General features: G+C 74.4%; 22 protein-coding genes. 12 read left to right on the forward strand and 10 right to left on the reverse strand.

Annotated features, from left to right (window positions below; genetic code table 11):
- Positions 1 to 5: 5 nt before the first annotated feature.
- The 4 genes from NX801_RS03355 (at position 6) to NX801_RS03370 (ending at position 5,148) form a co-directional block, all read left to right on the forward strand.
- Positions 6 to 1,157, forward strand: a complete 1,152-nt coding sequence (locus NX801_RS03355) for a hypothetical protein (RefSeq protein ID WP_258785349.1) — start codon at positions 6 to 8, stop codon at positions 1,155 to 1,157.
- A 349-nt stretch (positions 1,158 to 1,506) separates the two neighbouring features.
- Positions 1,507 to 3,243 (forward strand): PP2C family protein-serine/threonine phosphatase, encoded by a 1,737-nt coding sequence (locus NX801_RS03360; protein ID WP_428986057.1) that lies wholly within the window; start codon positions 1,507 to 1,509, stop codon positions 3,241 to 3,243.
- Between the two features lie 464 nt (positions 3,244 to 3,707).
- Positions 3,708 to 4,709 carry a cobalamin B12-binding domain-containing protein gene (locus NX801_RS03365; RefSeq protein ID WP_258785646.1) on the forward strand — a complete coding sequence of 334 codons (1,002 nt, stop codon included), beginning with the start codon at positions 3,708 to 3,710 and terminating at the stop codon, positions 4,707 to 4,709.
- A gap of 25 nt (positions 4,710 to 4,734) precedes the next feature.
- Positions 4,735 to 5,148, forward strand: coding sequence for an STAS domain-containing protein (locus NX801_RS03370; protein WP_258785351.1), 414 nt, complete (start codon positions 4,735 to 4,737; stop codon positions 5,146 to 5,148).
- Positions 5,149 to 5,330: 182 nt separating this feature from the next.
- On the opposite strand, the gene NX801_RS03375 is transcribed toward NX801_RS03370, so the two are convergent.
- From NX801_RS03375 to NX801_RS03390, 4 genes are all read right to left on the reverse strand, one after another.
- Entirely contained in the window at positions 5,331 to 5,729 is a 399-nt protein-coding gene (locus tag NX801_RS03375; RefSeq protein ID WP_258785352.1) for an ATP-binding protein, read from the reverse strand.
- Positions 5,730 to 5,830: 101 nt separating this feature from the next.
- A complete protein-coding gene (locus NX801_RS03380) occupies positions 5,831 to 6,181 on the reverse strand; it encodes an STAS domain-containing protein (RefSeq protein WP_258785353.1) in 351 nt (116 codons plus the stop codon).
- A gap of 125 nt (positions 6,182 to 6,306) precedes the next feature.
- A complete protein-coding gene (locus NX801_RS03385) occupies positions 6,307 to 6,780 on the reverse strand; it encodes a hypothetical protein (protein ID WP_258785354.1) in 474 nt (157 codons plus the stop codon).
- Between the two features lie 124 nt (positions 6,781 to 6,904).
- Positions 6,905 to 7,252, reverse strand: coding sequence for a tetratricopeptide repeat protein (locus tag NX801_RS03390; protein WP_258785355.1), 348 nt, complete (start codon positions 7,250 to 7,252; stop codon positions 6,905 to 6,907).
- Between the two features lie 169 nt (positions 7,253 to 7,421).
- On the opposite strand from NX801_RS03390, the gene NX801_RS03395 reads away from it, so the two are divergent.
- Entirely contained in the window at positions 7,422 to 8,387 is a 966-nt protein-coding gene (locus NX801_RS03395) for a pirin family protein (RefSeq protein WP_258785357.1), read from the forward strand.
- A 197-nt stretch (positions 8,388 to 8,584) separates the two neighbouring features.
- Here NX801_RS03395 and NX801_RS03400 read toward each other — a convergent pair whose 3' ends face one another.
- Both NX801_RS03400 and NX801_RS03405 read right to left on the reverse strand, forming a co-directional pair.
- Positions 8,585 to 9,406, reverse strand: a complete 822-nt coding sequence (locus tag NX801_RS03400) for a PIN domain-containing protein (protein ID WP_258785360.1) — start codon at positions 9,404 to 9,406, stop codon at positions 8,585 to 8,587.
- A gap of 687 nt (positions 9,407 to 10,093) precedes the next feature.
- Positions 10,094 to 10,786 (reverse strand): class I SAM-dependent methyltransferase, encoded by a 693-nt coding sequence (locus NX801_RS03405; RefSeq protein ID WP_258785361.1) that lies wholly within the window; start codon positions 10,784 to 10,786, stop codon positions 10,094 to 10,096.
- Positions 10,787 to 10,947: 161 nt separating this feature from the next.
- On the opposite strand from NX801_RS03405, the gene NX801_RS03410 reads away from it, so the two are divergent.
- From NX801_RS03410 to NX801_RS03425, 4 genes are all read left to right on the forward strand, one after another.
- Positions 10,948 to 11,049: a DUF5999 family protein gene (locus NX801_RS03410; RefSeq protein ID WP_428986058.1), complete on the forward strand. Its 102-nt coding sequence runs from the start codon at positions 10,948 to 10,950 to the stop codon at positions 11,047 to 11,049.
- Entirely contained in the window at positions 11,046 to 11,240 is a 195-nt protein-coding gene (locus NX801_RS03415; RefSeq protein ID WP_258785363.1) for a hypothetical protein, read from the forward strand. Before NX801_RS03410 ends, NX801_RS03415 begins: the two co-directional genes overlap by 4 nt.
- 117 nt (positions 11,241 to 11,357) lie before the next feature.
- The gene (locus NX801_RS03420; protein WP_258785364.1) at positions 11,358 to 12,182 is read left to right on the forward strand and encodes an endonuclease/exonuclease/phosphatase family protein; all 825 of its coding nucleotides are present in this window, start codon (positions 11,358 to 11,360) and stop codon (positions 12,180 to 12,182) included.
- A gap of 28 nt (positions 12,183 to 12,210) precedes the next feature.
- Positions 12,211 to 12,531 (forward strand): MazG-like family protein, encoded by a 321-nt coding sequence (locus tag NX801_RS03425; RefSeq protein WP_258785365.1) that lies wholly within the window; start codon positions 12,211 to 12,213, stop codon positions 12,529 to 12,531.
- A 611-nt stretch (positions 12,532 to 13,142) separates the two neighbouring features.
- On the opposite strand, the gene NX801_RS03430 is transcribed toward NX801_RS03425, so the two are convergent.
- The 3 genes from NX801_RS03430 to NX801_RS03440 all read right to left on the reverse strand — a co-directional run bounded on the left by NX801_RS03430 (position 13,143) and on the right by NX801_RS03440 (position 16,677).
- Positions 13,143 to 14,240 carry a zinc-dependent alcohol dehydrogenase gene (locus tag NX801_RS03430; protein WP_258785648.1) on the reverse strand — a complete coding sequence of 366 codons (1,098 nt, stop codon included), beginning with the start codon at positions 14,238 to 14,240 and terminating at the stop codon, positions 13,143 to 13,145.
- Positions 14,241 to 14,401: 161 nt separating this feature from the next.
- On the reverse strand, positions 14,402 to 15,406 hold the full coding sequence (locus NX801_RS03435; protein ID WP_258785366.1) for a cupin domain-containing protein: 1,005 nt from the start codon (positions 15,404 to 15,406) through the stop codon (positions 14,402 to 14,404).
- 56 nt (positions 15,407 to 15,462) lie between these two features.
- Entirely contained in the window at positions 15,463 to 16,677 is a 1,215-nt protein-coding gene (locus NX801_RS03440) for a multidrug effflux MFS transporter (protein WP_258785367.1), read from the reverse strand.
- Positions 16,678 to 16,764: 87 nt separating this feature from the next.
- Here NX801_RS03440 and NX801_RS03445 point away from each other — a divergent pair, with 87 nt between their 5' ends.
- The gene (locus NX801_RS03445) at positions 16,765 to 17,268 is read left to right on the forward strand and encodes a MarR family winged helix-turn-helix transcriptional regulator (RefSeq protein ID WP_258785369.1); all 504 of its coding nucleotides are present in this window, start codon (positions 16,765 to 16,767) and stop codon (positions 17,266 to 17,268) included.
- 638 nt (positions 17,269 to 17,906) lie between these two features.
- Here NX801_RS03445 and NX801_RS03450 read toward each other — a convergent pair.
- Complete coding sequence (locus tag NX801_RS03450; RefSeq protein ID WP_258785370.1) at positions 17,907 to 18,335, reverse strand: hypothetical protein; 429 nt, start codon at positions 18,333 to 18,335, stop codon at positions 17,907 to 17,909.
- 266 nt (positions 18,336 to 18,601) lie between these two features.
- Between NX801_RS03450 and NX801_RS03455 the strand changes: the two genes are divergently transcribed.
- Positions 18,602 to 19,531, forward strand: a complete 930-nt coding sequence (locus tag NX801_RS03455) for a helix-turn-helix domain-containing protein (RefSeq protein ID WP_258785375.1) — start codon at positions 18,602 to 18,604, stop codon at positions 19,529 to 19,531.
- Entirely contained in the window at positions 19,528 to 20,400 is an 873-nt protein-coding gene (locus NX801_RS03460) for a helix-turn-helix domain-containing protein (RefSeq protein ID WP_258785376.1), read from the forward strand. Before NX801_RS03455 ends, NX801_RS03460 begins: the two co-directional genes overlap by 4 nt.
- The last annotated feature ends 633 nt before the right edge of the window (positions 20,401 to 21,033 follow it).

Raw genomic sequence — 21,033 nt, forward strand, 5'->3', positions numbered from 1 at the left:
CCACCATGACCACCAGTCGTGTCACCGTCCGGGGCCGTGTCACCGCGACGGGCACCGTTCGCGCGGCCGGCCACTACCTGCTGCGCAACCCGGACGGCTCGGCCGCCTTCGGCCTCACCGGCGGCGCCGAGCAGTCGTTCACCGTCCCGGCCGGGGTCACCCTGCTGGACCTGCGGCTGCGCGGGTCGGCCGGGCGTGATGCCGGCCCGGTGTCCGGCGGCTCCGGCGCGGATGTCCAGGCGCTGCTGTACGTCACCCCGGGCGAGCGGTTCACGGTCCGGCTCGCCGCGGCGGGGGACGGCGCGCCGGCCGCCGCTCTGCTGCGCGCGGACGGTACGGGCCTCGCCGGCGCCGGGGGCGGCGGCGACGCGGGCGGGCCGGGTGCCGGGGGGACCTCCGGTGGCCGGGGGAACAACGGAAACCAGGGCAGCGCGAGTGGCGTGGCGGGCGGCGGCGGAGGGGGTGCCGCCGGGTCCGGCGGCTCCGGCGGACCCGGCGGGAACGCCGGGCTGGTCACCGACGGTGGCGGCGGCGCCCCGGGCTCGGGCGGCAAGGAAGGGGCCCTTGGTTCGGGCGGGAAGGCCGGGGGAGGGGGCGGCAAGGGCTGGGGCTGGGGCGCGTACGAGGGCGGTGGCGGTGGTGGCGGAGGCGGGGGCGGCGCCCCGGACCGGGACGGTTCCGGAGGAGGCGGCGGCGACGGCCACCGGGAGGGAAACGGCTCGGCCGCCGGAGGGCAGAGCGGCGGGGCCGGCGGCAAGCCCAAGGACGACGGCGACTCCAACGGCGGCGGCCGGGGCGGTACCGGCGGCACCGGAGGCGACGGCGGCGGCGGAGGACCCGGCGGCACCCATGCCACGGACCTGACCGCCGCGGGCGCGACCGGACAGGGCGGCGCACCCGGCCACGGCGGTGGCGGCGGTGGAGGCGGCGGCGCCGGCAGCGGACTGTGGGGGGTCTACGCGGGCGGTGGTGGCGGGGGAGGAGGTGGCGGCGGGGCCGGTGGCCAGGGCGGCCAGGGCGGGACCGGGGGCAACAGCTTCCTGGACGGCGGCCGGGTGACCCTCACCCACGCCACCGCCGGCCACACCGGGGACGCCGATGTGACCCTCACCTGGGGGCCGCACCGCTTCCCCGTCGGCCCCGGCCGACCCGGCTGATCCCGGCTGGCCCGTCCGGCCGCGGCCGGACCGGCTGATTCCGTCCGGCCCCGGTCCGGAGTGACCCGGCGTCGAGGGAGACCGGTGACGGAGCTGTTCTCGGGCCCCACGGGCGGGGTGGCCGCCGAACCTCTATGCGGCTTGCCCGAAGCGGAGGGATGCGAGACAGTCGGTGACTGGCGACCTTTCTCCGGCCGGAGCTTCTCCGGCTGGAACTCCTCCGGCCGGATCTTCTCCGGTCGGCTCTTCTTCGGTCTGTGAGGTGGACGACCCGCACGAACGCGGGCTCTGTGCAGTGGGCTTCCCATCCGAACCCTCCCGGACGGCCGTCCGCCCCGTGCCGGGCGCCATGGCGGCCGCGCCGTACCCCGTGGTCGTCGTCGGCGCCGAGGGCCGCGTCCAGGAGCTGAACGACGCGGCCGGGCTGCTGATGCCCTCGCTCCGGCCGGACGACGCCCTGGAAACCACCCCGCTGGCCTGGCTCCTGGACGGCCGCGAGGACCCCGGGGACCCCGGGGACCGCCGGGGACCCGAGGACCGCCTGAACCGGCAGGACCGCCGGGACGATCCGGACCGCGTCGCGGCCGCCGGCGCGCCCGCCGGGGAAGCCGGGGAAGGCGCGGGCCCGCCACGGAGCGCCGGCGAGGCCGTACCCGCCGGGCTCGCCGGTACCGTCGGGCTCGCCGGCACCGTCGGCGGACGGTCCTTCTCGGCCCGTCCGACCCCGCTGGACGACGGGGCCACCGCCTGGTGGCTGGTGGAGGACACCGATCTGCGCCGGGCCACCGACGACCTCCGGCTGGAGCGGGAGCGCACCCGGCTGCTGGTCGAGGCGTCCAGCCGGCTGCTCTCCTCGCTCAACCCGGAACGCTGTACGCGGCTTACCGCCGAGCTCGCCGCCCAGTACCTGGCCGACGCGGCGATCGTGGTGGCGCCCGTCTCCGGCCGGCGGCTGCCGGTCACGGTGTGCGATCACGAGGGGCGGGTCACCACCACGGCGGTCCGGGCCGTGCCGGAGGCCGTACCGGGCCTGGCGGAGGCCCTGCGGGGCTTCCCGCCCATGCCGTCCCGCTGGCTGGACCCGGAGAGCGCGCCGGACTGGCTGGTCCCCGAGGGGTTCGGCCGGGTGGGTTCGCTGGTGGTGACCTCGCTGCCCGGACACGGGGTGGCCGCCGGGGCGCTGATCCTGCTGCGCCGCCGGGGCGCGGCCTTCACCGAGAGCGAGGAGTCGTTCGCCGGGCTCTTCGCCGGACGGGCGGGGACCGCGCTGGCGGCGGCCCGGCTGTACGCGGAGCAGTCCGCGCTCGCGGACACCCTGATGCGGGAGCTGCTGCCGCCCGTGCTGCACCAGGTGGAGGGCGTCGAGTTCGCCGGCGCCTACCGCCCCTCGGGGGACGCCGAACGGATCGGCGGCGACTTCTACGACGTCCACCCCGCCGCCGGGCCCGACGAGGACGAGACCCTCGCGGTACTGGGCGACGTCTGCGGCAAGGGCCTGGAGGCCGCCGTGCTCACCGGCCGGATCCGCAACACCCTGCATGCCCTGCTGCCGCTCGCGGACGACCACGGCCGGGTGGTGAAGCTGCTCAACAACGCCATGCTCAGCAGCCATCACACCCGCTTCGCGACCCTGGTGCTGGCCTCCGTCCGGCGGCGCGGCGCGCACCTGGCGCTCCGGCTCACCTCGGCGGGACATCCGCCGCCGCTCATCGTCCGCCGGGACGGCTCGGTGGAGGAGGCGGACACCCGGGGCTCGATCGTCGGCGCGCTGCACGAGGTGCACACCCGTACGGTGACCGCCACCCTGGCGCCCGGCGAGACCTGCCTGCTCTACACCGACGGCATCACCGAGGCCAAGGGCGGCCCGCTGGGCGGCGTCATGTTCGGTGAGGAGCGGCTGAAACGGGCCCTGGGGGAGTGCCGGGGCATGCCCGCCGAGGCGGTGATCGAGCGCGTCCAGGTGCTGGCCTCCGACTGGGTGGGCGACGGCCGCCACGACGACATGGCCCTGGTCGCCATCACCGCGCCGCGCGGCGCCCATCTGACCGCCGTCGACGGCACCGGCCCGGGAAGGTACACCCCTTGACCGCACACTCCGAGCCGCGGCCCGGGGAGGCACACCCCTTGACCGCGCACTCCGAGCCGCCGGACGACTCCCCGCCGTCCCCGTGTCCCTGGCCGGGCCCCGGGGTGGACACCGAGGCCGCCCCGGGCGGCGCCGCCTGTCCTCCCGGGACCGCCGGGGCCGGTCGGGGCGGTGGTCCAGGAGCGGACCGGTTCGCCCCGGGCGGTGGGTCCGGGGGCGCCGGGGCGACCGTGTGCGGGGGTTCCGAGCCGGTCGCGGGCGCCCCGGGCGGCGGTGCAAGGGCGGACGGACTCGCCCCGGGCAGCGCTGTCGGGTCCGCCGGCGCCGTCCTGACGGACGGGCCCGGGCCGGACACCGGCACCGCCCGGGACCGCGGCACGGCGCCGCCCGCCCCCTTCCGGCCCGGAGCGCCGCCCCTCGGTCAGGATCACTCCGACGGCCCGGCCCGCTCCTGGGCGGACCGGCTGTGGAAGGCGGTCGAGGCGGCCGACGAGTACGCCGCGCTCGACCTGGTCGCCCAGGCGCTGGAGGCCGGTCTCGACGCCGAGACCGTCCTGCTGGAAATGATCGGCCCGGTCCAGCAGCGGGTGGGCACGGAGTGGGCCGCGAACCGGATGAGCGTCGCGGACGAGCACGCGGCCACCGCCATCAACGACCGGGCCATCTCCGCGCTGCCTCGCCCCCCGCGCACCGGGCGGACCCTCGGCCGGGTGACGGTGGCCTGCGTGGACGGCGAGTGGCACGCCCTGCCCGCCCGGCTGCTCGCCGAGACGCTCCGGCTGCGCGGCTGGCAGGTCGACTACCTCGGCGCGCATGTGCCCGGCCCGCACCTGGTCGCGCACATCCACCGCACCGGCCCCGACACCGTGGCGCTCTCCAGCTCCCTGCCGACCCGCCTCCCCACGGCCCACGCGGCGATCACCGCCTGCCAGGGCGCCGGTGTCCCGGTGATGGCGGGCGGCGCCGCCTTCGGCCCCGACGGCCGGTACGCACGGCTGCTCGGCGCCGACGCCTGGGCCCCCGACGCGCGCGCCGCCGCCGAGCGGCTGCTCCACCGGCCGCCGGCCAGACCCCGCCGGGACCACCGGCCCGGCGACGACCTGCCGCATCTGAAGGACCAGGAGTACACGCTGGTCGCCCGGGCCCACCGGCAGCTGGTGCGAGCGGTCTTCCACGGCCTGGAGGAGCGCTTTCCGGCCATGCGGGAATACCGGGAGGCCCAGCGGGAACGTACGGCGGAGGACATCGACCACATCGTCGGTTTCCTCGTCGCGGCCCTGTATGTGGACGACCCCCTGCTGTTCACCGGGTTCCTCACCTGGACTGCGGAGATCCTGACCGCCCGGGGGGTGCCGGCCCGCTCCCTGCCGCCCGCCCTGGACCTGCTGGAGGAGCAACTGCGCGACTTCCCCCGGACGTCCGCCCTGCTGCGGGACGGACGCGCCGCCCTCCTGACCTGTTCCTGACCCCCGCCCGTCCCGGAAAGCGCTGATGAGTACCCTCCCCCCTTCCCATGGCAACGACCTGGTCCTGCACGCGAGCGAACTCGGACCGGGCGCCGTGACCATCGCCGTGGCCGGCGATCTGGACTACGACACCAGCGACGGCCTGCTGGCGTGCGTCAAGGACGTGCTCGACGAGCGGAGCGGGCTCGCGGAGCTGCATCTGGACTGCCGGCGGCTGGAGGCGGTCGACTCCATGGGCCTCTCCGCGCTGCTCCAGGTCCACCGCTCCCTGAGCGGTCGGCGGATCGCGCTGCACCTCGACCGCCGGACGCCGTCCCTGGACCGGCTGCTGCGGATCACCGGCACGTACGAGCACTTCACCACGGGCGCCGGGGCCGGGAACCGGACCGGCGGCAGACCCGGGACCAGGGCCGACACCGCCCCCATACCCGAGACGTAGACCGGTCGGCGGCGGCGCCCGGAGGACCGCCCGAGGTCTCCGCGTCACGGCCGACCGGGGTTTCGGCGTCACGACGACCGGGGCCTCCGCGTCACGGCGACCAGGGTTTCGGCGTCAAGGCCGCCCGGGGTCTCCGCGTCAAGGCCGCCCGGGGTCTCCGCTTCTCGGCCGGGGTCTCCGCGTCACGGCCGGGGGAGAGGCAGCACCAGGGTGATGCTCTTGCCGCCCCCCTCGTCCCGGGTGACGGCGATGTGCGAGGCCAGCCGCTGGATCATCGGCCAGCCGAAGCCGCCCGGAGCCGTGGGGTCGCCGGCGCCGGAGCTGTCCGGCTCCCGGGGACTGCTGTCGGAGATCCGCAGCACCAGCCCCTCGGCGGTGATGTCCGTACGGAAGCCGCTGATGCCCCCGCCGTGCCGGATCGCGTTGGTCGCCAGCTCCGACGTGGCCAGCAGGGCGTCACCCACCAGGGGGTGCTCCCGCAGCTCGGCTCCCCGGAGGCCGAGGTGGCCGGCCAGGACGAGCGCGACCGCGTTCCTGGCGCCCGCCGCGCTGCTCGGCAGCGCGATCCGCGTCTCATCCACCCATGCCACCGTTTCTGGCGCCGACCCTGGCCCGCTCACTGCCGCCGTCATGACGGGCGCCTGCCCACCCTGGTGCGCCTCATGTGGAGGGATCGGTCTGCTCATCGGTCCCGAGTCGCCTCGGTGCTGTCCACGAGGGAGAACTGGTCCGCGGTTCCGCTGATCTCGAAGAGCCGCGCCACATGGGCGCGCAGGGGCCCCGTCACCACGAGCTCGCGCCGCTGCGGTGCCAGCAGCCGCTGGGCGCTGAGCAGCCCGTGCAGCGCGGTGGAGTCCGCGAACTCCAGCCCCGAGAAGTCGACCACCAGCCGGCCGGAGCCCCCCTGGACGGCGACCGTCAGCGCGTCGCGGAACTCCGCCTCGTCCTCGTGGTCCAGCTCGCCCGCCACCGTGAGCACGTAGGCGTCGCCCTCCATACCGCCGGTGATCCGCACCGCCGCGTCCTCCCACATGCCCACAGGCTCCCATGGCCGCCCGTCCAGGCAAAGTCCGGGTCACCGGGCCCACCGTTCCGACGGGTCACCGGGGCCGTCCCGCCCGGCGCCTACCGGTCCCGCAGGGACGCCGCCGGCCGCCGTCAGCAGCGTACCGACGCCTGGGAGCCGGCTATCGCCCGGTCCAGCGCCTCCAGCCGCGGCATCAGCCGCCGGGCGGCCCGGTCGGCGGTGATGTCGTGCGGCAGCTGGTCCACGGCCGTGTGCAGGCCGTCGTACGCCTCCGAGACCGCGCGTACGCCCGACCTGTCGTTGCCCCGGGCGCTCGTCCGCAGCACCTCCAGGTCGTCGGCCACCACCTGCCGCAGGTCCCGGACGTCGTACACCCCCGAGCGGCGCGAGTCCAGACCCGCCAGCCGGCCGGTATCCGCGCGCAGGGTGCCGAGGTCCTCGCAGAGCGACAGCACGGCCGCGGCCGCCGCCTCCCGGGGCGACCGCTCGGCGCCGGCGCAGCCGGCCAGCGGCAGCGCGCCGGTGGCCAGCAGACCGGCGGACAGGAACAGACGGCGGATCGCGCGGCGCGAACGCCGCGCCGGCCGGAGCAGGGGAGGGCGCATGCCTCCATGCAAGGCCGGTACCGGACCGGCTGCCCCGTGGGCAGAGCCGTACGGGTGACACCACCGGCCTTCCCGCCCACACCCCGGGCGGCTCCCCGGGGTGTGGGAACGGCCCGGTCTCCGGTCAGCCGGTCCGGTACGCGTCCGACATGGCCGCCGCCATCCGCAGCTGCGCCGCCGCCTCGGCCGGCCGGCCCTGCCGCTCCAGCGTGCGGCCCAGCATCAGCCGGGCGTACGACTCCGCCGGGTCCCGCTCCAGCACGGCGCGCAGCTCCGCCTCGGCCCTGCTCAGCCGCGCCGAGTGGTAGTAGGCGCGGGCCAGCAGCAGCCGGGGCGCCACCTGCTCCGGCGCCTCCGCCACCAGACCGGCCAGGACGCGGGCCGCGACGCCGTACTCCTTGGCGTCGAAGAACAGCCGCGCCCGGTCCCAGCGCTCCGCCGCCGTCCCGGACTCGTAGTAGGTCTCGCTCATTCCCTCGCCTCCGGCAATCCGTGGCCCGGGTGCTCCGCGGCCCCCGGTGGGTGGTCGGCACCCGGGCCTCCCGGGGTGCTCGGCACCCGCACCCCGCACCAACCCCACTAGGTGGTTGAAAATTCCACCATGGCCCTGAAGATCCCCCGGAGGCCGCTAGGTTGACCCCATGAGCAATCTTGACCGTCAGGCCGAGCCCGCCGTCTGCGGCGGCCGGGGCTTCGTGGTGGCCGAGCCGGTGCGGGAACTGCTGAGCCCGCGCCGGGTCCCGCTGGGCGAGTCCACCGAGGTACGCCGGCTGCTGCCCAACCTGGGCCGCCGCATGGTCGGCGCCTGGGCGTTCGTGGACCACTACGGGCCCGACGACATCGCGGGCGAGCCCGGCATGCAGGTGCCGCCGCACCCCCACATGGGGCTCCAGACCGTGAGCTGGCTGCACGAGGGCGAGATCCTGCACCGGGACAGCACCGGAAGCCGCCAGACCGTACGCCCCCGGGAACTGGGCCTGATGACCTCCGGGCAGGCCATCTCACACTCGGAGGAGAGCCCCCGGAACCACGCCCGCCTCCTGCACGGCGCCCAGCTCTGGGTCGCCCTCCCCGACGAACACCGGCATGTGGCACCGCACTTCGAGCACCACGCCCAACTGCCGCTCGTCACCGCCCCGGGCCTCACCGCCACGGTGCTCCTCGGCACCCTGGACGGCGCCACCTCGCCCGGAACCACCTACACCCCGCTGACCGGTGCCGACCTGGCCCTCACCGCCGGCACCGAGACCCGCCTCCCGCTCGACCCGGACTTCGAGTACGCCGTCCTCGCCATGTCCGGCGAGGCCCGGGTGGACGGCGTCCCGGTGCTGCCCGGCTCCATGCTCTACCTCGGCTGCGGCCGCACCCGACTGCCCCTGCGCGCCGAGTCGGACGCCGGCCTCATGCTGCTGGGCGGTGAACCCTTCGCCGAGGAGATCGTCATGTGGTGGAACTTCGTCGGCCGGTCCAGCGAGGAGATCGCCCGGGCCCGCGAGGACTGGACGACCGGCACCCGCTTCGGCGAGGTCCACGGCTACGACGGGGGTCGGTTGCCGGCCCCGGCGCTGCCTCCGGTGCCGCTGAAACCGCGTGGTCGGGTGCGCTGACCTGCGAAGGCGGCGCCCGAGGGGCATCGTGGCCCCGAGTGAGGAGACCGCCGGCTGGACGCGGGGCGGGGTCGACACCGAGGTTGCGCTCCCGACCGAGCCGGGGCGCCTCGGTGCCGGCGGGCCGTCCGGGCTGTCCGGGCCGTTCGCCGGCCGCCGGGGAAGGCAAGGGCAGCGCACGGGGCGGCCGCGTTCGGCTACTTCTTCTCCGGCTCCGGCCCCGGGTCCTTCCGCAGCTTCAAGCACGGCATACCGGCCATCTTCGACCGCAGAGCCATCCCTGTGTCGTAGGTCACCAGTTGGACCGGGCCGGCCGCCAGTGCGTGCAGCGCCAGGGCCCGGTCCACGATCTCGTCGTCCTCGTCGGGCAGCCGTATGTGCCCCGGAGGGTCCGGCAGGACCTCGACCTCCACAAAGCCCAGCTTGGCCTGCTCCTCGCCCAGAAGCCGGTCCAGCACCGCCAGCCCCAACCTCGCCCGCCACCGGACGTGCGCGGCCGCCTTGGCCTCCTTCAGCTGGTCCAGCTCGTCCACCACCGTCATCGGAACAGCGATCCGAACACCACCGTCCTGCCCGGCGAGCGCCGAGAAGTCGGCGTCCTCCAGCTTCTGTTCGTGTTCGATGAAGAAGCTCGTGTCGAGAACCAGCGTCGAGACCTTCTCCGGCCACCTGCGGATCGTGTCCCGTGTCGACTTGATTGCCCGGTCCAGGTCGGCCAGTCGCTGCCGGACCTCTTGGTCGATCAGCTGGTTGGCGACCTTCGGCACCAGCGTGCCGCCCACCTGCCCAGCCCCGTTCAGCAGCGCCCAGTAGACCGGGGTGAAGAACAACGCCTCGACGTCCCTCGCACGCACCTGGGACCCGAGCAGCCGCGACTGCTCCGTCGCCCATGTCAGGTACGTGAGCAGATGCTCCTCCGGGGAGGAGTAGTTGCTCAGGTCCCAGGCTTTGGCGTGGGCAGACTGCAGAAGCTGGAGCACGAGCTCCAGCCTGGCACCGGGTACAGGAGTGACGATCATTCGCGGATCATGCCAGGTCCCGCCCCTCTTCCGCCGGGGTTTGCCCACGCCGGCCCGTCATGCTCAGAAGACGCTCGACTTCGGCCCACCCGTCGGTCTCCACTCCTCCTCCCACTGGCCGCGCAGGAGGAATAAAACGGTTCCGACGCGCTCCTGGATGATCCGCTCTCGGGCTGCCCGATCAGCACGTACCGGCCGTGCGAGGCGGACTTGACGACGGGTCCACACGCGACAGTTCCTCCGGGCGAGCGATGGTCGCCTCGCGTTCCTCAGTGCGCGCCGCGGCAAGAGCCACGTCCGACACACCGTCCGGCCCGCTGATGAACCCGGCGCCGGTCTCGGAGGCGCGGCGCCGGGCGCCGGCCCACCGCAGCCCGGTGGAGGCCGTGCCGGCCTTCCGCAGCTCCCGCCTTCGCCAGCGCGTCCCGGCCACCGAGCCCTGGGCCATCCCGGACGCGATGTGGGGCGAGTTCTTCGCCGCCATGAGCCACGACCGGGACCACCGACCTCGGCATTCCCCGCCCACGCCCCGAGGAGAGCCAGTGATCCCCAACCAACCACGATCTGGGGCGCGGCGAAGCGTCAAGCAGCCCAACCGCCACTTCGACGGCCCGGGTATCGGACCAGGGACTCCCAAGGCCCGAACTCGTCTCTCATGCCGGACAGGGCTTGACCAGTCACCCGCGCCTACGCCGCGAGACTCGACCGCGCCCATGTCCCGTCCTCCGTGAGGTACGTGTCCACCTGCAGACCCACCTCTGCGAGAGCACCCTCGAACTGCTCCTTCGTCAGCGGCCGGGACACGAACGTCTGGGTCCATGTGGCGTCCGGAAATTCATACTCCGCATGCACCGAGTTCGCCCCATCACCAGTCGGCTCCGCCGACACAATCCGCATCGTCAAACCGCTGGGGTCGACACGCTCACGCGGCACGTTCGTGTGCCAGTCCTCACCCTCCCGTTGGATCAGCACGCAGCCGCCCGCCGCGAGGTGCCGGACGCAGGCACGCAACAGCGCACGCCGCACTTCGACCTCTCCGGCGTGCACGAGGAACGACGCGAGCATCACCACATCGAACGTCTCGCCCAGGTCGAGGTCCTCAATCGCGCTGCGTACCGCACGTGCCCCGCGAATGCGATCGAGCATCTCCTGGGACTCGTCCACAGCAGTCACCGTAAAACCCCGCTCCAGGAGCGGGTGGGTCACGCGCCCCACACCACAACCCAGCTCCAGGATGTGCGCACCCGGCGACACGGCACCGGCGACGATGTCCGGCTCGGCCCCGACCGGCAGCCGCGAGTACAACTCGACCGCGCAGCCGTCCGGCGTGATCACTCCGGGCCCGGTCCCCTGATGTCCCGCTCGCCTATTCAGCTCCATGCCCGTCCAACGGCCCGGGCCACACCGCGGTTTCCCCACCCCGCCTGTTTCCGCATCGGACTCGAAGCGGGAAACACCTCCGCAGAACGCACCCGTGCGGAGGAGGCCCGCAGCGAGAGGGAGAGGCCGCACACCCATCTGGGTGAAGTGCAGGGAAGAGCCTGCTGTGCAACGGCGTCGTCGGTCTCGAGGACACGGGACAGCCGTTGCCCGAAGGCGTCGTGGTTTCTCCGCACCGGCCTGCGGTCCGGGCGGCGTCGTGACCATCCGGCAGTTCCACCACAGTGGCTCGCACGTGCCGTTCATCGCCTCCCGGAGCGGGGAGTCCCCCGGCTCGATGCCGCTGATCCATCGGCACGGCCGGGACGGCAGCGGGCTCGGCCACCAGGACGAGGACACCCGGACCGACCGGCAGCAGCGAGCGCGAATGCGCCGCCTTCCGCGAAGCCGCTAGGTTCCTCCTGGCCGCCGGCGTTCATGTACTGCGACTCGACGCGAGCACCGCGGGGCCGCAGGAGGTCGCCCGCTCCATCGTCGCGGCGATCCAGGGGCGGCAGATGCGAGGCAGTCGATGACCAGCGCGGGCACGCTCGGCGTGCTGACCTTCAACCTCAACAACCCCAGCCGGGGACAGGCCGAACGACAACTCGCCTACCTGGCCGCCCGACCCGAGCAGATCCTCGTCCTCACCGAGACCGCCGACAGCGCCGGGTGCGCCCTGCTGGAGAGGCGGTTCACCGACGCCGGATACTCGGTCGCCTTCCCCGGGCCCGAGCCGCGCGGGGAGCGCGGCGTGATGATCGTCAGCCGTCTGGCGACCCGGCCCTCACCCAGCGGCGTGAACTACCTGCCCCACCGGGCAGTCGCCGTGACGGCGGACACGACGACCGGTCCGCTGGAAGTCTTCGGCATCTACGTGCCCTCCCGGGATGCCACCCCGGCCAAGATCACCCGGAAGCAGACGTTCCTCACGGACCTGGCTGCTGCGCTGCACGGGGGAGACGACCGGGCGCGGCTGCTGATCGGGGACTTCAACCTCCTGGAGCCGGACCACAGCCCCAGATACCGGTTCTTCCAGCCGTGGGAGTACGCCTTCTACACCGGCCTGGGCGCCCAGGGGTACGTGGACGCCTTCCGCACGGCACACCCGCAGGCACGCGCATACTCCTGGGTCGGCAAGACCGGCGACGGATACCGCTACGACCACGCCCACCTCTCCGGCCGGCTCACCGACCGTCTCCTCGGCGCCGCGTACGCCCACGAGCCGCGCACCATGCCGGAACGGCTGACCGACCACTCCGCCCTCTCGGTAGAACTCACCCTCACTCCAGCGCGGACGCTGGCCGTCGTCCCTCCGGCCCGGACCGAGCAACAGCCCGCACCCGCCCTCTTCTGAACCCCCGCACGACCGAAGGAGAAACCCGATGGACACGATCACCTGGGAGCGGATCGACCGGCTGCGCGCTTGGCTGGACGACAATGCCGGCGACCGGACCGAGACGGAGCAGCGCCTGCTGCGGGTGCTCAAGATCGGAGAAGAGTTCGGAGAGGCCAGCGAGGCACTGCACGGCGCCCTCGCCGCCAACCCCCGCAAAGGAGCCTCCCACGACTGGGACGACGTACGGAAGGAACTGAGCGACGTCATCGTGACCGCCATGGTCGCCCTCGCCACCGTCAGCGACGACCCGGCAAAGGCGCTCGACGACCGCCTCCGGCACCTCGTGGAACGCGTACACCGGAACTGACCGCCGAAGGGCCAAGCGCGCATGTCGGCAGCCCGGATCCGCGGGGCGCAAGGGCGGGCGCGCCGTACGTGCGGGGCGACCGCCGGTGGAGGCGCCCCGATCGCCGGGGCCCTCGACTCCGCCGCCGCCCCCACGCCGTACGGGCGGTGATCTGCGCGGCGGGCCGGTCGCGTACGCGCAGCGCCGGGTGGTGCCGGCCATCCGCGCGCGGATCACGGTCGGGATTGCGGTACGCAGGGTTCCCATTCCCGGCGGCGTGGTCGTGGCAGTCTTCGTGCCAGGCTGGTGCGGCAGAGCCGGGGTGCCGGACGCTTCGGGTTGGTCGTGCCCTGCCTCGCCCTGGTCACGGCCGACCTCTACGCGCTGATGGATGCGGACCGGGCGACGGAGATCGCCGCCCCCGCAGGGCCACCGGTTCGGTGGCGTACCGGAAGGGTGCCGTGCCGACGGGAAGAGCCGTACCTCGGCGGGTCCTCGAACAGCACTGCGGCGCGATCCCGGGTCGGCGCGGGCCGGGCCGGGACGTCGGAGCGCCGCTGGAGCGGGTGGAGGCGGGTGGGGTGCCCGCCTCCACCTGGGAGACGACCGGGGCCTTGGTTCCGGTCGCGGGGTCAGGGGTTGATGACGGCCATCCACAGGGGTTCGGTGCGGGTCCGTAGCAGGTGCAGGGCGGTCCGGGCTTCGGTGAGCGGGGAGCGGTGGGTGATCAGGTCCTCGGCGTGGAGGAGGCTGGTCTCCAGCAGGCGCAGGATCTCGTGGACGTCGGAGCGGGTGCAGGCGCGGGTGCCGATGAGGCGCCAGCAGTTGGCCATCAGGGTGATGGCGGGGAACGGGGGCGGGGTGGGGTTTCCGCCCATGTGGACCATGGTCGCGCCGGTGGCGAGAGCGGCGGTGGCCTGCCAGGTGGCGGGGCCGTCGGGTGTGTAGTCGATGACGGCGTCCGCGCCTTGCGGCAGCAGGTGGCGCAGCCGGGTGGTGAGGCCGGAGGTGGTGGCCCAGTCGGTGCCCAGCTCCTCCAGGGCGACGGTGTCGGTGGGCAGGCTGCCGGCGAGCCGGCGTACGGCGTCCAGGCGTTCACGGGAGCGGGCGACGAGGATCAGCCGGCCTATGCCGAAGTGGGGGGCGAGCTTGACGGTGGCGGTGCCCATGGTGCCGGTGGCGGCGGTGACGATCACGGTGGAACCCGGGCGCAGGGCGGCGGTCTTGAGGGCGCGCAGGGCGTTGGCGAGGTCGTGGATCTTGGCGCCGAGGTCGAAGGAGACATTGTCCGGCAGCGGGTCGAGCAACCAGTGGGGCACGCGGAGGTATTCGGCGAGCCCGCCGTCGTGATAGCGCGCGTACAGGGGCATGGGGGCCGGACCGAAGGCGGCGTGGCCGATCATGGCCTGCTGGGCGCAGAGCATGTCGCGGTCGCTGGTGCAGGCCGCGCAGGTACGGCAGTTGAGCTGGGGGTGGACGCGGATCCGCTGTCCTGGTGTCCAGCCGTGGGCCTGCGCCTCGGGGCCGGCGACGGCGACGGTGCCGGCGGCCTCGTGGCCCAGGACGGTGGGCAGATGGCGGAAGGCCCCGCGGGCCAGGAGCGCCAGCATGCCCGGGGCGAGTCCGGCGGCGGCGACGCGGACCAGGACGTCCTGCGGCCCGGGTTCGGGGATGGGGACGGTGTCCAGGTGGACCTGGTCGGAGCCGGCGTGGGCGGTGACGGCCTGCATGGTGGGCACGGGGTCTGTCTCCCGGTTTCTCGGTGGTCGGTGCGGTGGTGCGGTGGTGCGGTAGTGCGGTGGTGGTGGGGCTGTGGGGCGGCGCGGTGAGGCGGTGCCTGAGGGCGGTGTTCGAAGGCCCTGGGGCGGCGGTGGCGGTGGTGGCCGGTGGGTCAGTGGGCGATGAGTTCGCGCAGCAGCCTGGGGGTGACGGGGTCGGCGGTGCGGGCGGCGGGGGCGACGCGCGGGGCCGGGCGGTGGGAGAGGAGGGTGAGGTGGCGGGCCGGCTCCCCGGTGATGCTGGTGTGGGCGACGCCCAGGGGGATGCGGACGAAGTCGCCCGGGGTCAGTTCGAGGGCGCCGCGCTGGGTGAGCAGGACGCGCCGCCCGCTGATCTGGTACTGGATCTCGTCGGCGTCCAGGGTGCGGGTGTAGGTCCGCCGGCCGGGCGTGCCGGCCGGGTGGACGATGCCGAGCCGGAAGCCGTCGGCCCGGTAGAGCCAGGTGGTCGTGGCGGGGGCCGGGTCCGGGCGGAGCAGGGTCAGCCGGCCGGGCTCGTGGTGGGCCTGTTCCAACAGCAGCCGTTCGTCGCCGCGGTGGGCGGCCACGTCATGACCGGGGGTGCCCAGGCACTGGGTGGTGACTTCGGTGACGGTGCCGGCCTCCCAGCCGTCGAAGGGCGGGAAGAGAGGCTGGGCGATCTGGTCGGCGGTGTGCTCCTCGGTGACGGGCGCGGGGGTGTAGAAGAGCAGATGGCTTTCCTCGCGGCCGTAGTTGTCGTGGGCGACGCCGCGCGGGATGCGGGAGAAGTCACCGGGGCGGTGCTCGACGGTGCCCAGCTCCGTCATCAGGGTGCGCTCGCCCGCGATCTGGTACGACATCTCGTCCACGTCGCAGTTGCGGTGGTAGAAGGGCTGCCGGTTGTCCATGGTCTGCCACTCGACGCGCAGTTGGTCGTTCTCGTAGAGCCCGCGCGGCGGGGCGAACGGCTGGGCCGCGTACCGCTGGGGAAAGTGCACGGCTTCCAGCGGGGGCTGGTCGGCCCACAACTTCATCGGTCCCGGTCCCGGTCCCGGTCCCGGGGTCGGTTCGGCGAGCAGCAGCTCCTCGTCGCGCCGGACGGTGCGCAGGGGCTGCTCGTGGCCGAGCAGCAGCAGGGTTTCGGTGACGATGGCCATGACGGGCTCCTCTGTCGAAAGGTGTCGAAAGAAGGGAGGGGAGGGTGCGGGGGTGTTCAGTGGGTCCGGTCGGCAGGCCCGGGGTGCCCGGGTGTGGCCACGCGCCGGGCGAGGCGGGCGCCGGTCGCGGCGAGGACAGCCGCGCCGGTCATGACGCAGGCCATGGCCAGGGCCGGGTCGGCGCCGCCGAGGCCGACCAGGGGGGTGACCAGGGCGCCGGTCGTGAACTGGGTGACACCCAGCAGCGCCGATGCCGAACCGGTGGCACCGGACTGGCCGGACATGGCCAGCGTGGTGCAGCAGGGCACCGCGAAGCCGAAGGCGGCGATCTGCGCCAGGAGCGGGACCAGGAGCACCGCGAGGGGCGCCGCTGCCCAGGCGGCCGCCAGCACGCCGGCGCCGGCCACGACGAGGACGGCGGTGGCCCCGGCGAGGATGCGCCGGGGGGTGGTGCGGCGGGCCAGTCGGCCGGTGGCCGCACCGCCCGCCACCATGCCCGCCGCGACCAGGGCGAAGACGGCGCTGGCGGCGGTGGGCGTGAGGCCGTAGCCGTTCTGGAGGACGAAGGAGGCGCCGGCGACGTAGGCGAAGAGAACGGCGAAGAGCGCGCCGAGCGTCAGCGCGTACGCCCGGAAGGTGCGGTTGCCCAGCAGCCGGCCGTAGGCGCGGAAGACATCGGACGGGCCGGTACTGGTCCGCTGCCCGGGCGGCAGGGTCTCCGGCATCGAGCGCGCGGACCACAGGGCCAGCACGGCGCCGACGACCGCGAGCGCGGTGAACAGGCCGTGCCAGGAGGAGACGCGCAGCAGGCCGCCGCCCAGAACGGGGGCACAGACCGGGGCGATGCCCATGACCAGGGAGAGCGTGCCGAAGAGCTGGGCCAGTCTGCTGCCGGAGTACAGGTCGCGGGCGATGGCCCGGCCCAGCACCGGCCCGGCCGCGCCGGCGAGGCCCTGGAGGAACCGCAGGACGGTCAGTACTGCCAGCGAGGAGGCCAGAGCACAGCCGAGGGAGGCCAGTGCGAAGACGAACAGGCCGGCGAGCAGGGGCCGTCGGCGCCCCAGGACGTCGGAGAGCGAGCCCATGAGCAGTTGTCCCACCGCCAGCCCGGCGACGTTCGCGGACAGGGTGATGCCCACCGCCGCCGGAGTGGTCTCCAGCGAGGACGCGATGGCGGGGAGGGCGGGGACGTACAGATCGATCGCCATGGGAGCCATGGCGCACAACAGGCCGAGCAGCAGGATGGGCGGCGCCTGAGGGCGGGAGGTCACGGGAGAGGACACCGGAAGAACCACCAAACTTGTAAGGTGGCTTACAAGCTAGCAGAGTTTATAAGCTGACTGACAAGTGGTGTGACCATGAACAAGCCCGCCGTCTCCTCTTCCGCCTCTTCCTCCCCTCCCGCCGAAGCCGCCGACGCGGCTTTCGAGCCGTCCACCGGCTACCTCGTCTGGCAGCTCGGGCGCGCCCTCGGTGCCCAGCTCGAACGGGCCCTGCGCGCGCTGGACCTCACGCTCGCCCAGCACAACGCCCTTCAGCACGCCGTCCACCGCCCCGGTGTCACCAGTGCCGATTCCGCCCGGCGGACGGGCGTCACCGCTCAATCCATGGGCACCGCGGTCACCGATCTGGTCGAACGGGGACTTCTGGAACGACGCCCGCACCCCACCAACCGGCGCATGCTCGGCCTGCACCCCACCCCGGCCGGCACCCTGCTCGCCGCCCACGCCCAGACGGTGGTCGAGAACGTCAACGCCGAGGCGCTCGCCGTCCTGACACCCCCGGAACAGGCCACCACCCACCGGTTCCTGCACCGCCTGGTCGCCCACCTCAACCCCGACGCCCTGCGCCCGCCCTCCTGACCGCCACCACCTCGGGTGACTTCCCCGACGGGCTGCCCCTGGCGAGCGGGGCGATGCCCGTGGACCGGGTGCCGCCGTCGTCCGCGCCCTGCGGATCCTGGCGCCCGGTGGTCGACCGCGTGGACCGGTGCGGTCGATCGATGCCGACGCGGCACCTGTCGCCCCGTGTGTTCACCGCCCGTCTACAGTGTCTGGCCGGCCTCGGGCATCGCGACCTCGGCGGTGCTCGGTGGGGGAGACATGAGCGGTGGCGCCGTGTACGGCGTCGGCCCGGCCCGGATCACCCTGCCCGCCGCGACAGAGCCCGGCATGGTGGGACGGCCATGGCAGATGGCGGGGCGGGTGCCGCAGCCGGCCCGTACTGCCGTACGACGGGCGTGAGGCGACGGGCCTCGCAGCCGCGATCGGGGCGCCGGTCATCGAGACGGACGGAGGGCTTCCGGCCACCGGTGATCGACGCGGCCGTCACGCTCCCGGCGTGGGCGAGTGGGCGGATGCGCGCTGCGGAACAGCCGGCCCCCGGCCGCACGTGACCCCGCGGCCCGTTCCCGGCCATGAGCCGGGAACGGGCCACCCCCGTGTGGCTGCTGCCTACCGGTCGCCGGCTACCGGTCCCCGGCTGCCGGTCACCCGCTGGGTCAGCGGCCGGCCCAGGCCTCCAGGCGGGTGTTCTTCGACCCGTTGAGGACGAGCTTGACGGTCTGGCCACGCTTGTACGCGATGGTCGCGTAGTGCTTCTTGCCGTTGCACTGGTGCTGCTTGGTGACGGACTTGCCGGTGTCCAGGATCAGCACCTTGAGCTTGGCGTTGCCGCCGCCCCAGCAGGTGAAGACGCCGCGCGCCATGTTGGTGCCGCGGGGCAGCTTGTAGCCCTGCGAGACCCACTTCTTGCCGTGGCTCTTGAGGTAGTCCCCGCTGATGGTGGCGTTCCAGGCATTGGTCCAGCTCGCCTGGGCGGCGGCCGGGGCCGCGGGGGCGGCGGAGACGGCCGGGGCGGCGCCCAGAGCGAGACCGCCGCCGAGCATCACGGTCGCCGTGGAGAGCGCGAGGCTCCTGTGCAGATTCATGGTCGTGTTCCCTCCGTTGGTGAGCCGGGGGGCGGTGCCGCCCGGCTTCGTGGCAACGACTTTCCCGCGTCAGGTTCGGCCGGTCCAGACATGGCTGCCGGGAGGGGGCAGGGTGGGACGTTGCCCGGTCTGACCTGCTGGGATACCGCGTCCCACGCGATGACGGTGGGACGGCCGGCCTGTCCGGATCACGCCGTGGGACGCGCCGGACGGGAACCGCTGCCCTTGATTCGCGGTCCTCGCAGTCGACGAAGGGGGACGGGGGCATGGCCCGATGGAAGGAATTGCCGACCGGGCTCGGCGAACGTGAACGTCAACTGCTCGTACAGTTGCGCCGGTTGAAGGACCACAGCGGACTGAGCCTGGCCGCGCTCGCGGGCCGCACCGGCTACAGCCGCTCTTCCTGGGAGCGCTACCTCAACGGCAAGCAGCCGGTGCCGCGCCGGGCGGTGGAGGAGCTCGCCCGAGTGTGCGGGAGCGACGCGACGCGGCTGGTCGTGCTTCACGAGGTGGCGGTGGGCGACCGGTTGGGGGCACCGGCGACACCGCCCGGCCCGCGTAGGGAGCCGGATGCCCCGGACGCGGCGGGCGCCGGACCGGCCGGCTCTCGGGGCCCCGGCACCGCGGCCGGGAGCCCCGGTTCCGGCCCTGGCCCCGCGCGGGAAACCGCTCCGACCGGTCTCGACAGCGTCGCGGCGGCGGAAGCGGGACAGGAAGCGGCGGGGGATGTCGTACCGCCGGACGAGGCCTCTGGCAACGGACCGGGCGGCCGGTGGACGAGACGGCCCCTGCCGCTGGGGCGCGTGCTCGTGTCGGCCGCGCTCGCCGTCGCCGTCGCTTTCGTCGCCGGCCTGCTCGTCGCCGGCGCGTGGCGGGACGAAGGCTCCGGCGCGACCGACCCCTCCGCGACGGGGTACCGCCGGGGGCAGACGTACGCCTGCCAGGTGCGCCGGGAGGACGGCGAGCTGCGCGCGGGGCACAGCCCCACCCGGGAGATGCTGCTGGACATCAACAGCACCGGCTTCGACGTGGTCGAGACCCAGTGCCTGCTCCGGGAGCACGGCATCGACCCCGGGGCGGCCGACGGGCTGTACAGCGAGGGTACGAAGGAGGCGGTCACGCGCTTCCAGAAGGAGCGCCGTCTCGTCGTCGACGGCATCGTCGGGCCCGACACCTGGCGGGAATTACGGCGGTGAGTGAGGTGACCGACGTGGCGGCCGAGTGCAGCCGGCTCGCCGCCGCGCTGCGCGAGCTGCGGCAGTCCACCGGGCTGAGCCTGGCCGCGCTCGCCGCGCGTACGCCGTACAGCAAGTCGTCCTGGGAGCGTTACCTCAACGGGAAGAAGCCGGTGCCGCGCCGGGCCGTCGAGTCGCTGTGCGCGATGGCGGGGGAATCACCCGGCCGGCTCCTGGTGCTGTGGGAACTGGCCGACGCGGCCTGGAGCGGCCGGTCCGCGCCGCCCGGACCCGCCCCGGGGACGCCCACCGCACCCGGCAGCGGCCCACCGGCGGCCTGGCACCCGGCGCGCGCGGGACCGGTACCGCGGCGCCCGCACCGGTGGGCTGCGGGCGCCGCGGCCGGCGCGGTGGTGCTGCTCGGCCTGGGCGGGCTGGTCATGGCGCCCCGGGGTGCCGGCTCCCCCGCGGGCGCCGGCGAGCCGGCGATCCGCAACCCCGGCTGCACGGGCATGACGTGCGAGGGCAAGGACCCAAGGACGATGGGGTGCGGCGGCGCCGGGATGGTCTCCACCGTCGCGGAGCGCACCGGCAGGGCCGGACAGCGCTTGGAACTGCGGCAGGGTGAGGACTGCCGGGCGGTGTGGGCGCGGGCCACGGCCCTCAAGCCGGGCGACCGTGTGGAGATGCGGATGCCGGACGGCCGGACGCAGTACCTCGCCGCGACCGGCCGGCAGGGCGTGGAGACGTACATCGTCACGCCGATGGCCGCCGCCGACGGCCCCGGCGCCCAGCGCGCGCGGGTCTGCCTGATGCCGGAGCACGGGGAGGCGGAGTGCTTCGGCCCACCAGCCCCGGGCCCGGCCGGGCCAGGCCGCGAACCACGGTGACCGGGCCCCGGGTCCCACCGGCGCGGGGGCCGGTCGGACCCGGGGGCACCGCGCACCGAACCGGTGGCCGGCGGACATGTCGCCCGGGGCAGTAACCCGAGGCCACCAGCACGCCTCGTGCGAGGGACACTCAGGCCCGGACGGCCCGATCCGCGACATCCGGGCCCCGTGGCTGACCGTCTGCGACACCGCCGACCGCCTGCGCTCATTCCACCCCGGCGGCAAGGCCCGGGGCCCCGGCTCCCAGGCCGGCCTCCGCGCGAGCGGAGGTGTTCCGCACGGGGCGAGGTGGTGGGGGTGAACACGGTGGTCGGCCCCGCGCCAGCGGTGGTGATCCGGGGCGGTCCGGCGTGGCCGCGCCGGAGCTCCCCGCGTACGACCGGCCACTGGCCTCGGACATCGTCATCGTGCGCCGTGGCCGCCCATAGGAGACCCGGCCGACCCCGGCGCCGCGGCTGTCCCGGAGCTCGTACGACCTCTTCCGGGCCAGGCCCCGGGAGACAGTGGCGTCGGCGGGGGAGCGTGCCCGCTGGGGCGGGAAGTGGAAGGAGGGACAGCGGAAGCAGCGCCGGTACGACGCGTCGTGGTGGCATCCGCCCGGCGCGGACTGGAACCGGGACGGGGGAGTTCACG

It is taken from the genome of Streptomyces pyxinae (assembly GCF_024756275.1).
Lineage (GTDB): Bacteria > Actinomycetota > Actinomycetes > Streptomycetales > Streptomycetaceae > Streptomyces > Streptomyces pyxinae.

Coding starts and splice junctions, on each gene's coding strand:
- NX801_RS03355 (WP_258785349.1), top strand. CDS start 6: ATGACCACCAGTCGTGTCACCGTCCGGGGCCGTGTCACCGCGACGGGC.
- NX801_RS03360 (WP_428986057.1), top strand. CDS start 1,507: ATGGCGGCCGCGCCGTACCCCGTGGTCGTCGTCGGCGCCGAGGGCCGC.
- NX801_RS03370 (WP_258785351.1), top strand. CDS start 4,735: ATGAGTACCCTCCCCCCTTCCCATGGCAACGACCTGGTCCTGCACGCG.
- NX801_RS03380 (WP_258785353.1), bottom strand. CDS start 6,181: ATGTGGGAGGACGCGGCGGTGCGGATCACCGGCGGTATGGAGGGCGAC.
- NX801_RS03385 (WP_258785354.1), bottom strand. CDS start 6,780: ATGCGCCCTCCCCTGCTCCGGCCGGCGCGGCGTTCGCGCCGCGCGATC.
- NX801_RS03390 (WP_258785355.1), bottom strand. CDS start 7,252: ATGAGCGAGACCTACTACGAGTCCGGGACGGCGGCGGAGCGCTGGGAC.
- NX801_RS03395 (WP_258785357.1), top strand. CDS start 7,422: ATGAGCAATCTTGACCGTCAGGCCGAGCCCGCCGTCTGCGGCGGCCGG.
- NX801_RS03400 (WP_258785360.1), bottom strand. CDS start 9,406: ATGATCGTCACTCCTGTACCCGGTGCCAGGCTGGAGCTCGTGCTCCAG.
- NX801_RS03405 (WP_258785361.1), bottom strand. CDS start 10,786: ATGGAGCTGAATAGGCGAGCGGGACATCAGGGGACCGGGCCCGGAGTG.
- NX801_RS03420 (WP_258785364.1), top strand. CDS start 11,358: ATGACCAGCGCGGGCACGCTCGGCGTGCTGACCTTCAACCTCAACAAC.
- NX801_RS03425 (WP_258785365.1), top strand. CDS start 12,211: ATGGACACGATCACCTGGGAGCGGATCGACCGGCTGCGCGCTTGGCTG.
- NX801_RS03430 (WP_258785648.1), bottom strand. CDS start 14,240: ATGCAGGCCGTCACCGCCCACGCCGGCTCCGACCAGGTCCACCTGGAC.
- NX801_RS03435 (WP_258785366.1), bottom strand. CDS start 15,406: ATGGCCATCGTCACCGAAACCCTGCTGCTGCTCGGCCACGAGCAGCCC.
- NX801_RS03445 (WP_258785369.1), top strand. CDS start 16,765: ATGAACAAGCCCGCCGTCTCCTCTTCCGCCTCTTCCTCCCCTCCCGCC.
- NX801_RS03450 (WP_258785370.1), bottom strand. CDS start 18,335: ATGAATCTGCACAGGAGCCTCGCGCTCTCCACGGCGACCGTGATGCTC.
- NX801_RS03455 (WP_258785375.1), top strand. CDS start 18,602: ATGGCCCGATGGAAGGAATTGCCGACCGGGCTCGGCGAACGTGAACGT.